Origin of the sequence: Herbiconiux sp., from assembly GCF_023264855.1 — a bacterium.
Lineage (GTDB): Bacteria > Actinomycetota > Actinomycetes > Actinomycetales > Microbacteriaceae > Herbiconiux.
In genome coordinates this window covers 23,205-35,841 of the sequence record NZ_JAHFUW010000034.1, presented here as the reverse complement: position 1 = coordinate 35,841, position 12,637 = coordinate 23,205, and the positions used below count along the sequence as shown (strand labels likewise).

Sequence of the window (12,637 nt, the reverse complement as noted above, 5' to 3'; positions counted from 1 at the left end):
GCCCGCCGTAAATAGTTGTAGCTGTTGTAACTAAATGCTAGCATCGGCTCACCCGCGGCGCTTCTCCCGTGGGCAGTCAGCGCAAAGGGGCGGGACATGACCGAGGTCGACATCACAGCGGACGGGCCGAGCAAGGGCGAGTTCCGCGACGTCATGGGGCGGTTCGCGAGCGGCGTGACCGTCATCACCACCCGCATCGACGGTGAAGACCTCGGTGCGGCCGCGAGCGCGGTGAGCTCGCTCTCGGACGAGCCGCCGAGCCTGCTGATCTGCCTGAACGTCACCTCCACCACCGCGCAGGCGATCGTGAAGACGGGCGCCTTCGCCGTGAACGTGCTGGCCGAGGACTCGGCGCCGATCGCGCAGCGCTTCGCCAGCAAGGCGCCGGACAAGTTCGCCTCGATCGCCTTCGAGCGCGGACGCACCGGCGCGCCGCTGATCTCCGGCAGCATCGCGCACTTCGAGTGCGTGGTCGACGAGACGGTGCGCGGCGGCACGCATTACGTGTTCCTGGCGCGGGTGGTCAACGTCGCATCCACCCCCGGCAACCCGCTGGCCTACTTCCGCGGCTCGTTCGGGCGCATGGAGACGGCTCCGGATGCCGCCGCGCTGCACGCCGTGCGCGACTACGTGGTGGGCACCGTCTCCGACGTGGCCGTGCCGCTGGACGCCGAGTCGATCGCCGCCGAGCTGGAGATCGAGGTGGGCCGCAGCTACCAGGCGCTGGTGGCGCTGGTGGGCGAGGGGCTGGTGCGCCGCACCGGGGCCACCTTCGAGGTGGAGCCCGTGCCCGACCAGGTGATCTTCGACTACTACGCGGCGAAGCTGGCGATCGAGATCGGGGCGGCGGCGCAGACCGTCGGCTCGCTCGACACCGAGCAGCTGGCCGAACTGCGCCGGCTGCTCGAGGTGACCCTGGCGCACAGCGTGGACGGGCAGTTCGGCGACCCCGCGGGCTGGATCCGCGCCAACGCGGCCTTCCACGAATACCTCGTGAGCCTGGCCGGGAGCACCATCCTGATGGAGACCTACAAGGGGCTGCGGCTGCCGGCGATGGAGCAGCGCTCCATCAGCCAGTCGACCCGGGCCACCGGCCAGCTGCACGAGGACCACCGCACCATCGTCGAGGGCTACGAGGCGGGCGACGTGGAGCTCGTGCTGCGCACGCTCACGGCGCATGCCCGCCGGCCCCAGGAGACCCGGGCGGCCGCGGCTTCGGCCTCGTGACCGTGGCGCCGCGGCCGCCGCGGGAGTCACATCACCATGCCGCCGTTGACGTTCACGGTCTGGCCGGTGATGAACTGGGCCTCCTGGCTGCAGAGGTAGACGATGGTCGCCGCCATCTCGGAGGCCGGCACGACCCGCGGAATGGGCTGCAGCGCCACCATCGTGGCCAGCAGCTCCTCGTCGTCGGGCAGCATCGAGGTGCGGGTGGCGGCCGGCGCCACCGAGTTGACGCGGATGTTCTCGCCGCCCACGAGGGCGGCGACGGCCCGGGTCATCCCGAGCACCCCGGCCTTGGAGGCGGGGTAGGCGGCCGCCAGCGGGTACGGCGCGAGCGCTCCCACGCTGGAGATCGTGACCACCGCGCCGCCGCGCTCGCCGTTCTGCCGCAGCAGGGCGAGGCCCGCACGCACGCAGTAGAAGGTACCGGTGAGGTTCACCCGGATGACGAGGTCCCAGGCGGCGTCGTCGATCGTGGCGGGCTCGGGATCGCTGTTGTTCTCGCGCAGCCGCCACGGCGCATCCGAGATGCCGGCCGCGGTCACCAGGGCGTCGAGGCGGCCGTGCTCGCTGCGCACCCGCTCGAACGCCGCATCCACCTGGGCGCTGTCGCCCACGTCGACGGCCAGCGGGGTGACGGCGTCGACGCCGGCCCAGACGGCCTCGAGCGCCTCGGCCGAGAGGTCGAGGGCGTAGACCCGAGCGCCCTCGGCCACGAAGCGCTCCGCCACCGCCCGGCCGATGCCGGAGGCGGCGCCGGTGACCAGTGCCACCCGTTCCGCGAAGCGGCGGGCGCCGTACGTCTCCACCTCGGTGCGGCCGACCAGGACGGCGGTGCTCTCGTCTCGTCGGGGCTCGTCTCTTTCAGGCATCATCGCCCTTTCGCTTGTAATCGTCAGATCGTCGTACAACAATGAAGCCGACCGTAGACGAAAGTCACGGCCGCCGCCACAGATTTCGAAGGAGAGATCTCTCGTGCACACTTTCCCCCGACCGCGATCCGAGCGGCTCCACGTGGAGCGGCCCGAGGTGCAGGCATCCTGTCCCGAATGCGGCAGCAGCGACGTGCGCCGCTACCGCGTGCTGAGCGAGGGCGGCTGGTGGACGGCCGTCAAGTGCCAGGACTGCCTCGCCTCGCTCGAACGCACGCCCGCACCCCCGCTCGGCTCCTTCGTGCCGCTGGGCACCACGGTCCCCACGGGTGCTCCCGCGGACGGGGCCGCGCGATGATCGGCGTCGACGTGGGCGGAACCTTCACCGACGTGGTCTCGATCCGCGACGGGCGGGTTGAGGTCACCAAGGTGCCGAGCAGCCGCACCGACCCGGCCGGATCCGTGGTGGAGGGCGCGCGACGGCTGGGCGTCGACGGCAGCGCGGTGTTCAACCACGCCAGCACGATGGGCCTGAACGCCGTGCTCGAGCGCCGGCTGCCCAAGGTGGGGCTGCTCACCACCGAGGGCTTCCGCGACGTGCTCGACCGCGGCTCGGTGCACCGCCCGCTCAGCGCGCAGACCGATCCGTCCTGGCGCCGCACATTCGGCGACGCCGCCCGCCCGCTGGTGCCGCGCTACCTGCGCCGCGGCATCGTGCAGCGCACCACCGCCGACGGCGGCACCCTCGTGGAGCTCGACGAGCAGCAGGCCCGGCACGAGATCGGCATCCTCGGCCGCTGCGGAGTGGCCGGCATCGCGATCTGCCTGATCAACGCCTACATCGACGACCGGCACGAGCAGCGCCTGCGTGAATTGGTGCGCGAGGAGCTCGGCGACGAGGTCGAGGTGTCGATCTCCTCCGCCACCTCGCCGCTGGCCAAGGAGTACGAGCGGGCCTCCACCACCGTCGTCGACGTGGTGATGAAGCTCCTGTTCAGCGAGTACGCGGGGCAGCTGCACACCGACCTCGGCGAGCTCGGCTTCCGCGGGCAGCTCAACTTCGCCGACTGCGCGGCCAATCTGCTGCCGTGGGAGGAGGCGCTCGAACGGCCGTTCCGCATCCTGTTCGCCGGGCCGGCGGCGGGCACCGTGTCCAGCGGGCATCTGGGGGCCGCGATCGGCCGCCGCGACCTGCTCTGCGCCGACGTGGGCGGCACCTCTACCGACGTCTCGATCATCGTCGACGGCGCGCCTTTCGTGCAGAACACCTTCGAGATCGAGCACGACCTCATCATCAACGCCCTCTCCACCGAGGTGTCCAGCGTGGGCGCGGGTGGCGGCAGCCTCGTCACGGTGTCGTCGTCGGGCGGCCTCCTGGTGGGCCCGGGCAGTGCCGGCGCCGATCCGGGTCCGGCCTGCTACGGCCGCGGGGGCATCCGGCCGACGGTGACGGATGCCGCGCTGCTGATCGGCATCCTCGACCCCGCGGGCTTCGCCGGCGGAGAGTTCGAGCTCGACCGGGACGCCGCCGTGCGCGCCTTCGAGTCGCTGGAGACCCCGGTGCCGTTCGAGGAGCGGGTGCGCACGGCGTACCGGCTCGCCGTGGCGCACATGGCGGAGGAGATCCTCAACGTGGCCGTGCGGCACGGCGTCGACATCCGCGATTTCAGCCTGATGGCCTACGGCGCCGCGGGCGGGATGCTGCTGCCGGCGGCGCTGGAGCTGCTGCCGCTCGCCGAGGTGGTGATCCCGCCGCATCCCGGCCTCTTCTCGGCGATCGGCCTGCTCTCCACCGACCAGGTGTACTACGAGGCGGAGAGCGCCTACGTGGTGTTCGGCGCGGAGAGCGCCGAGGGCATCGACGCGGTCTACCGGCGGATGGAGCAGAAGCTGCGCGAGCGGCTCGGCTCCGCGGCCGACGGCCTGCCGGTGCGGCGCAGCTTCGACGGGCGCCTGGTGGGCCAGAGCTGGGAGACCCCCTTCGTGGCGGTGCCCGAGGGGCCGATCACGGCGGAGAGCATCCAGGGCGTGGTGGCCGGGTTCCACGACACCTACGAGCGCCGCAACGGCAACCGCTTCGACGCCTTCCCCGTGGAGGGCGTCACCTACCGGGTCGAGCTCGTCGTGCCCTCCGAGAAGGTGGACTACACGCCGGCGCCCGCCGTCGAGCCGTTCCCGGCCGTGCCCGAGGGCACCTCGACGCTGAGCTTCCTCACGCCCGAGCCGGTGGAGGCGGAGTGGTTCACCCGCTCGGCGCTCACCGCGGGGGCCACGGTCACCGGCCCCGCCGTCATCCGCGAGGAGCTGAGCACCACCTTCGTCCCCGCCGGCCAGCAGGCCGTCGTCGGCCGCTGCGGCGAGCTGATCATCACCTCCAGGAGCGACGCATGAGCATCACCGCCCCCACCCAGGCGACCGTCCCCACCGCGGCCACCGGTCGCCGCCTCATCCGCGACCTCGACGAGGCCGCCTTCGCCGCGCACTACGGCTGCGACCGCTACACCGCCACCGTGCTCGGCAACCGCTTCGACTACCTCGTCGAGCACATGAGCGCGCGCCTGCTCACCGGCGCCTTCTCCCCGGTGCTGCGCGACTTCTACGACCTCGCCTGCACCATCGCGGGGCCGCCGGAGCTCGGTTACCCGGTGCCGGCCGCGAGCAACGGCATCGTGCTGATGGCGGGCACCACCATCGACGCGGTGCCCACCATGGTGCAGGAGTTCGGCGTGGGGCGGCTGAACCCCGGCGACGTGCTGATCGCCAACGACCCGTACCGCACGGGCAACCACAACAACGACCTGGTGTTCACCCGTCCTGTCTTCGTCGACGGGACGCTGGTGGCCTTCGTGACCCTCAACGCCCACCAGCTCGACATGGGCGGCACGGTGCCCGGCGGCTTCAGCGCCACCAAGCAGAACGTGTTCGAGAACGGGCTCGTGCTCTCGCCGCGGCTGCTGGTGCAGGGCGGCGTGAACGTTCCCGAGACCTGGAACGTGATCTTCGACAACGTGCGGATGGCCGAGGTGCTCTACCCCGACATGCTCACGGTCTGCTCGAGCCTCGAACTGGGCGAGCGCCTGGTGCAGGAGTCGATCGAGCGCTACGGCCTGCAGGCCTTCCACGGCTCGATGCGGTACGCCACGGATGCCGCGGCCGAACGGATGGCGCTCGGCATGGCCGAGCTGCCCGACGGCGACTGGGAGGCCGAGCACGGCGTCGACTGCGACGGCGTGGACGACACCGAGAGCTACCCGGTGCACGTGGCGATCCGCAAGCGCGGCGACCGCATCGAGGTGGACTTCTCCGGCACCCACCGGCAGGCCCGCAGCTCCATCAACGCGACCGTCTGGGAGGTGAAGACCGCCATCGGGGTGGCCCTGAAGTACAACTTCGATCCGCGCGGCCGCTTCAACTCGGGACTCTTCCGCAACATCGACATCGTGATCCCCGAGGGCACCGTGGTGTCGGCGCTCCCGCCGGACGGGGCGGTGTTCCTCTACTTCGAGCAGAGCCAGGTCATCCTCGCCACCGTGCTGATCGCGCTCGAGAAGGCGCTCGGCGAACGGGCCATCGCGGGCGACCGCGCCGGCACCAATCTGCACACCGCCTTCGGCGCGCATCCGGACGGCACCCCCTGGGTGTCGGCCATGCAGTGCGGCGGCGAGATCGGCCCGTTCGGGGCGAACCGGCACGGGGATGCCGACACGCAGTGCATGAGCTACCTCGCCAACGGCGTCGCCCCCTCGGTGGAGGCGATCGAGAAGGAGAGCCCGGTGGTGATGCTGCGCCACGAGCCGGTGCCCGACACGGCGGGCCCGGGATTCCACCGCGGCGGCAACGCGATGCTGCGCGACACCCTGTGGCTGACGGATGCCGCCCACTCCATCATCGAGCTGCGGCACAAGTCGGTGACCGGGTTCGGCGTGCACGGTGGCGGCCACGGCGTGAACGGCGGGGTGTGGATCTTCCCGCCCGGCGAGGGCGGAGACGCCGTGGTGCCGGGAACGGACTCCGAGGCGTTCGGTCGCGGCGTCCCGTGGGCCGGTGTGATCGACCCCGCCAGCAACACGCCGTCGCCCGACGGTGAGTACATCTACCCCTTCTCCGGCGCCAACACGAGCGTGCGACAGTCGGTGCTGCGTTACATCACCAACGGCGCCGGCGGCTGGGGCGACCCGCTGGAGCGCGAACCCGAGCGGGTGCTGCGCGACGTGCGCGACGAGTACGTCACGATCGAGGGTGCAGCGCGACTGTACGGCGTCGTCGTGAGCGGCGATCCGCACGAGGATCCCGAAGGACTGGTGCTGGAAACGGCGGCGACGGCGGCCCTCCGAGAGCGTTTGCGTGCTGTAAAGCCCTGATGCACATTCGTGACGAATTGCCTCTGGTGTTCGTCAAGCCCAAGTGTATGATTACCTCATTGTCCGACAAAGATTGTCGGACGTTATGACAAAGACGTCACCAGAAAGTGAGCAATCACATGCAACGACGCATCACAGCAGCTCTGCGCGCGGCCGCATTACTCGCCGCCATCTCCCTCCTGGCCACCGGATGCTCCGCCACCGGAAGTGACGGAGGCGACTCCGCGGGGGCGGTCGAACTCACCTACCAGAGCGCCGACGGCGAGTGCGCCACCGGCCCCGCCGACGGCGTGGACTACGACGCCGCGAACGCGCTCATCCAGTCGTTCCAGGTGCCGGCGACCGGCCTGATCCAGACCGAGCCGCTGCCGGAGCCCGTCAGCGCCGACACCACCGTGGTCTTCCTCAACAACGACACCGCCGTCGCCGGCATCATGTACTCGAGCATGGAGCTCGCCGCCGCCGCTGCGGGCGTGAACCTCGTCAACGTCAGCACGGGCACCGACGCCCAGAGCATCAACACCGCCCTCAACTCCGTGGTGGAGATGGAGCCGGATGCGGTGATCTCGGTGGCCATCGACGCCACCTTCTACCAGGACCAGCTGAAGCAGCTCGAGGCCAAGGGAATCCCGGTGGTCTACGCCTCCCAGCCCAACGCCGAGGACTTCGGTCTCGACGACACGCTCGGCGGCCTCAACGCCTCGCTGGTGAACGGGCAGGTGCTCGCTGCGGGCGCCGTCGCCTTCACCTGCGGTACCGGCAACGACTTCGTGTTCTACAACGTGCCCGAGCTCGGCTTCGCCGCCATCCAGCTGCAGGCCGCCCAGGACTACCTGAAGGAACTCTGCGCCGACTGCACGCTCCGGGTGGTCGACATCTCGATCATCGACCCGAGCCCGGCCGACAAGATCGTCAGCGACCTGCAGTCCCACCCCGAGACCGACTACTTCATCACCCCGGTCGACCAGTATCAGATCGGTCTCGGCGAGAAGGCGAACCTCGCCGGCCTCACCAACGCCTACGGCTTCGGCCAGTCCTCGCTGCCGCCGAACATCCAGCAGCTCTCCGACGGCCTCCAGTCCGCCGGGTTCGCCGTCGACCTGAACATGTTCATGTGGCTGCTGCTGGACGAGGCCTTCCGCAAGGCGCAGGGCGTGTACGAGCCCTACACCGACTGGGAAGCCGTCAACCGCGCCGTGTCCCTCGTGCTCACGCCCGCCAACGCCGGCCAGTTCGTCGACGGATTCCAGGCCTACCCCGGCATGGAAGCCGACTTCAAGACCCTCTGGGGCAAGTAGCCGGCAACCCACCGGCCGCCACCATCCACCGACCTTCCTCGTTCACCCGAAAGAGAGAATTCCATGCACCGTCGCATCCTGAACACCTCGACCCGCAAGCTGCTGGGAGCCGTCGCCGTTCTCGGCGCCTTCTCCCTCGTGGCCGCCGGCTGCTCCTCCGAGGGCGGTGACGCCGGCAGCACCGGCGCCGCCGGAGGAGACACCTCGCTCACCTACATGGCCGACGACGGCAGCTGCGCCACCGGCCCGGCCGACGGCGTCGACTTCGACACGGCGGACGCCCTGGTGAAGTCGCTCGAGGAGCCGACCACCGCCATCCTGCCCACCGAGAAGCTGAAGAGCCCGGTGGACCCGTCCACCACGGCCGTGTACCTCAACAACGGCACCCCGGTGGCCGCGCTGTTCCAGGCCGGCCTGCAGTCGGCCGCCGAGGCCGCCGGCATCCAGTTCGTCAACATCGACACCGGCACCGACGCGCAGAGCATCAACTCGGCGCTGAACTCGGTCGTCGAGATGAAGCCCGACATCGTGTTCGACCAGTCGGTGGACGCCCGCTTCTTCCAGGACCAGCTGGAGGAGCTCAAGGCGGCCGGCACGGCCATCGTCTACGGCGGCCAGCTGAACGCCGAGGAGTTCGGCCTCACCGACTCGCTCGGCGGCGCCGGCAGCATCCAGTTCAACAGCGAGGTGCTCGCGGCCGCGGCCGTGTCGCTCACCTGCGGCACCGCGACCGAGTTCGTGATGTACTCCATCCCCGAGATCCCGGCCTCCGAGATCCAGAACACGGCGGTGCCCGCGGCGCTGAAGGAGCTCTGCCCCGACTGCTCGATCCGCACGGTCGACATCTCGATCGCCGACCCGAGCCCCGCCGACAAGATCGTCAGCGACTTGCAGGCGCACCCCGAGACCCAGTTCTTCATCTCGCTCGCCGACCAGTACCAGATCGGTCTGGCCGACAAGGCCTCGCTGGCCGGCCTGACCAATGCCTACGGCGTCGGCCAGTCCTCGCTGCCGCAGAACATCCAGCAGATCGCCGACGGTACCGAGGTGGCCGGCTACGCGGTCGACTTCAACATGTTCATGTGGCTGCAGGTGGATGAGGGGCTCCGCACCATGCAGGGCATGGAGGTTCCTTACCTCGACGGCGACTGGGCCGCCGCCGGCCGGGCCATCTCGCACATCGTCTCGATCCGCAACGCCGACGACTACCTGACCCCGGCCGGGTACGTCGCGCTGGACGGCTTCGAAGACCAGTTCACCACCCTCTGGGGCAAGTGACCCGATGACCGACGACACCACGACCACCGGCCCCGCGGCCGCTCCGGCGCCGCGTGACACCGCGCCGCTGCTGCGCATCGAGGGGATGATCAAGGACTTCCCGGGAAACCGGGCGCTGGACGAGGTCTCCCTCGACGTGCACAGCGGCGAGGTGGTCGCGGTCGTCGGTCACAACGGATCGGGCAAGTCGACGCTGGTGAAGATCCTCGCCGGCGTGTACACCTCCGACGGCGGCGAGGTGGAGCTGTCCTCCCGCGACGGGATGGACACCGAGCTGCACATCATCCACCAGGATCTGGGGCTCGCGAACGAGCTCACGGCCGTCGAGAACCTCGGCATCACCCACTATCAGGGGGCTGCTTCGTTCGCGCCGTTCGACCGCAAGAAGGAGCGCGCGAAGGCGCGGCAGCTGATCGGCCGCTTCGGCGAGCCGTTCGACGTGGACGTGCCGATCAGCCGGCTCGCTCCCGCGCAGCGCTCCATCATCGGCATCGCCCGGGCCCTGGACGGCTGGCAGCATCCGCGCAACGTGCTCATCCTCGACGAACCCACCGAGGCCCTGCACGCCACCGAGGTGCGTGTGCTGTTCGATGCCGTGAAGAAGCTCGCCGCCGACGGCGCCGGGGTCATCTTCATCTCGCACCGTCTCGACGAGGTGCTCGACATCGCCGACCGCGTGGTGGTGCTGCGCGACGGCCGCAAGGTCGCCGACGAGTCCCGCTCGTCGCTGGACCACGACCGGCTGGTCTCCTACGTCACCGGCATCCCGGTGGGCGAGGCCGAGCACGGCGAGAACGCGCGGGTGCACGGCGAGGTGGTGCTGGAGATCACCGGTCTCACCGGCGCGATCCTCGAGGACGTCGACCTGCGGGTCAGCGCCGGCGAGGTGGTGGGTGTGGCGGGCGTGCTCGGCTCCGGTCGCGAGACCCTGCCGGCGATGATCTTCGGATCGATCGACGCCGACGTCGACAGCTTCACCCTCGCGGGCAAGCCGTACCTCAAGCGCTCGCCGGGGGAGAGCATCCGTCGTGGTGCCGCGTTCGTGCCGGGCGACCGGGCCAAGCTCGGCTCGGTGCGGCTGATGACGGCGCGGGAGAACGTGACTCTGCCGGAGCTGAAGACGCTCACGAACTCGCTCGGAGGCATCAGCCTCGGCAAGGAGCGCGAGCACGCCGAGACCCTGATCCGCACCTACGACGTGAAGCCGCCGCGCTCGGAGCAGACCTTCGCGCAATTCTCGGGCGGTAACCAGCAGAAGATCGTGTTCGCCAAGTGGCTGCGCAACAAGCCCCGGCTGCTGCTGCTGGAAGAGCCCACGCAGGGCGTCGACATCGGCGCCAAGCAGGCGATCTACGACGCGATCGACAACGCGGCGGAGGGCGGCGCGGCCGTGCTGGTGTGCTCCTCGGAGGCGAAGGAGCTGGTGCGGCTGTGCGATCGCGTGCTCGTGCTGCGTGAGGGAAGGATCGCCGCCGAACTGGCGGGCGACGAGCTGACGGAGACGCGGCTCGTCATCGAAGGCTATGGATTGAAGAGCGAGGACGCACCGTGAAGAAGACCGAATCCATCTCGATCGCCCAGGAGGCGCCCGAGACCAGCGGATCCGCGCGGCCCGGCGGGCTGCGCAAGGCGCTGTCGTTCAGCAACATCAGCGCCATCTACATCTTCATCGTGCTGTTCGCGGTGTTCGCGATCATCACCCCGAAGACCTTCCTCACCGCCGGCACCTGGCTGGTGCTGCTGGATGCGCAGTCGATCACGGTGCTGGCCGCCATCGCGGTGCTGATCCCGCTGGTCAACGGCGTGTTCAACCTCGCGATCGGCGCGGAGGTCGGCTTCGCCGTCATCCTGGTGGCCGTGCTGCAGACCAAGCTGCAGCTGCCGTGGGGCATCGCGATCCCGCTCACCATCCTGGTGGGCGCGCTGATCGGCATCGTCTCGGGCCTGATCATCACCAAGGGCAAGATCGACTCGTTCATCGCCACCCTGGGTATGAGCTCGATCCTGCTGGCGGGCCTGGCGTTCCTCTCCGAGAACCGCCAGATCATCGGTCTGGAGGACGGCTTCCGGCTGTTCGCCACCGGCGGCCTGCCGCTGGACCCGAACAACCCGAACTTCAAGCTCACCAACCCGGTCTTCATCATGCTGCTCGTGGCCGTGGTGGTCTGGTACGTGCTCGAGCGCACCCCCATCGGCCGGCGGATGTACGCCGCAGGGTACAACCCCGACGGCGCGCGGCTCTCGGGCGTGAACGTGGGCAGGCTCCAGGTTGCTTCGCTGGTGGCCGGCGGCATCATCGCCTCGCTCGCCGGTGTGCTGCTGGCCTCGCGCATCAACGCGGGTGACCCCACGGTGGGCCCGGGCCTGCTGCTGCCCGCGCTGACCGCCGTGTTCCTCGGATCGACCCAGTTCAAGGGCGGCCGGTTCAACGTGTGGGGCACCGTGATCTCGGTCTACGTTCTGGCCGTGGGCATCAAGGGCCTGCAGCTGCTCGGCGCACAGAACTGGGTCAGCGACCTGTTCAACGGCGTGGCCCTGCTGGCCGCCGTCGGTCTCTCCCGCTACGAGCGCACGGCCCGGCGCGGCAGCGCCATCCGCCGTGCCACCCCGCGCTTCGGCCGCTCGAAGACCCCGACGGAGTAGTCCTCAGGGACCTCGATCGCGGTGCCCGTCGCTCTAGGCGCCGGGCACCGCGGCGAACGCGGCCCGGAGCTCGGCGCCGATCATCCGCCGGGCGGTGTGGGCCGGGCCGATCACCCCGCCCATGTAGACGAACGGATGCACGAGGCCGTCGAAGGTCACCGAGACCACGGGCACTCCCGCCGCTCCGAGCGCGTTCGCGTAGGCGACCCCCTCGTCGTGCAACGGGTCGCACTCGGCGGTGACGATCGTGGCAGAGGGCAGCCCGGCCAGGGAGGCGCTCGCCGCGGGGGAGAGCCGCACGTCCGCGCGGTCGACGCCGGGCGCATAGGTGTCGAAGAAGTAGGCCATGTCGCGGGCGGTCAGGAAGTGCCCTTTCGCGTAGGTGAGGTAGCTGCCCTCTCTCGGCATGCGGGCGTCGACCGCGGGGTAGATCAGGGCCTGGTGCACGAGCCCCGGATGCGCCCCGGCGAGCTGCTGGGCCGTGACGGCGGCGAGATTGCCGCCCGCGCTGTCCCCGGCCACCGCGACCCGGCGCACGTCGAGGGGGAAACCCGCCTCGCCCGTCAGCACCGCGGTGGTGACGGCGAGCGCGTCCTCGACGGCGGCGGGGAACGGGTCTTCCGGCGCCTTGCGGTAGTCGACGCTGATCACGGTCGCGTCCGCCGCCACGGCGATGGCCCGGGCGGTGGTGTCGGCGATCTCGAGGTCGCCGAGAACCCACCCGCCGCCGTGGAAGTAGACGACGGCCGGCAGCGCCTCGTCGAGCGGCCGCGGGCTGTACACGCGCACGCCCACTCCGGCGATCCGGCGATCCTCGACGACGGGGAGGGAGGCGGCCTCTCCGGTGAGCGGCAGCGCGTTCTCGAGGTCGGCGCGGTTCTGCTCCGCCGTCTGCGTGTCCAGCGGCGGGGCATCCTTCACGATGTCGAGAAAGGCGCGGGCGTGCGGGTGGAGGGTCATG

The 12,637-nt window shown here is 70.2% G+C and carries 10 protein-coding genes; 8 read left to right on the top strand and 2 right to left on the bottom strand.

The genetic code is table 11. The features are described from left to right. Positions 1-96: 96 nt before the first annotated feature. Positions 97-1,227 carry a flavin reductase gene (locus Q0D75_RS13965; protein ID WP_291054443.1) on the top strand — a complete coding sequence of 377 codons (1,131 nt, stop codon included), beginning with the start codon at positions 97-99 and terminating at the stop codon, positions 1,225-1,227. A 26-nt stretch (positions 1,228-1,253) separates the two neighbouring features. On the opposite strand, the gene Q0D75_RS13960 is transcribed toward Q0D75_RS13965, so the two are convergent. Further along, entirely contained in the window at positions 1,254-2,099 is an 846-nt protein-coding gene (locus tag Q0D75_RS13960; protein ID WP_291054440.1) for an SDR family NAD(P)-dependent oxidoreductase, read from the bottom strand. A 100-nt stretch (positions 2,100-2,199) separates the two neighbouring features. Between Q0D75_RS13960 and Q0D75_RS13955 the strand changes: the two genes are divergently transcribed. The 7 genes from Q0D75_RS13955 to Q0D75_RS13925 all read left to right on the top strand — a co-directional run bounded on the left by Q0D75_RS13955 (position 2,200) and on the right by Q0D75_RS13925 (position 11,676). Beyond that, the gene (locus Q0D75_RS13955; protein ID WP_291054437.1) at positions 2,200-2,454 is read left to right on the top strand and encodes a hypothetical protein; all 255 of its coding nucleotides are present in this window, start codon (positions 2,200-2,202) and stop codon (positions 2,452-2,454) included. After that, complete coding sequence (locus tag Q0D75_RS13950; protein WP_291054434.1) at positions 2,451-4,487, top strand: hydantoinase/oxoprolinase family protein; 2,037 nt, start codon at positions 2,451-2,453, stop codon at positions 4,485-4,487. Before Q0D75_RS13955 ends, Q0D75_RS13950 begins: the two co-directional genes overlap by 4 nt. Continuing rightward, positions 4,484-6,457, top strand: a complete 1,974-nt coding sequence (locus Q0D75_RS13945; protein ID WP_291054431.1) for a hydantoinase B/oxoprolinase family protein — start codon at positions 4,484-4,486, stop codon at positions 6,455-6,457. Before Q0D75_RS13950 ends, Q0D75_RS13945 begins: the two co-directional genes overlap by 4 nt. Before the next feature lie 119 nt (positions 6,458-6,576). Further along, the gene (locus tag Q0D75_RS13940; RefSeq protein WP_291054428.1) at positions 6,577-7,755 is read left to right on the top strand and encodes a substrate-binding domain-containing protein; all 1,179 of its coding nucleotides are present in this window, start codon (positions 6,577-6,579) and stop codon (positions 7,753-7,755) included. Positions 7,756-7,818: 63 nt separating this feature from the next. Next, positions 7,819-9,033 (top strand): substrate-binding domain-containing protein, encoded by a 1,215-nt coding sequence (locus Q0D75_RS13935; protein ID WP_291054425.1) that lies wholly within the window; start codon positions 7,819-7,821, stop codon positions 9,031-9,033. Positions 9,034-9,037: 4 nt separating this feature from the next. After that, a complete protein-coding gene (locus tag Q0D75_RS13930) occupies positions 9,038-10,585 on the top strand; it encodes a sugar ABC transporter ATP-binding protein (RefSeq protein WP_291054422.1) in 1,548 nt (515 codons plus the stop codon). Continuing rightward, on the top strand, positions 10,582-11,676 hold the full coding sequence (locus Q0D75_RS13925; protein WP_291054419.1) for an ABC transporter permease: 1,095 nt from the start codon (positions 10,582-10,584) through the stop codon (positions 11,674-11,676). Before Q0D75_RS13930 ends, Q0D75_RS13925 begins: the two co-directional genes overlap by 4 nt. Positions 11,677-11,709: 33 nt before the next feature. Here Q0D75_RS13925 and Q0D75_RS13920 read toward each other — a convergent pair whose 3' ends face one another. Next, the gene (locus tag Q0D75_RS13920) at positions 11,710-12,636 is read right to left on the bottom strand and encodes an alpha/beta hydrolase (RefSeq protein WP_291054416.1); all 927 of its coding nucleotides are present in this window, start codon (positions 12,634-12,636) and stop codon (positions 11,710-11,712) included. Between the last annotated feature and the right edge of the window lies 1 nt (position 12,637).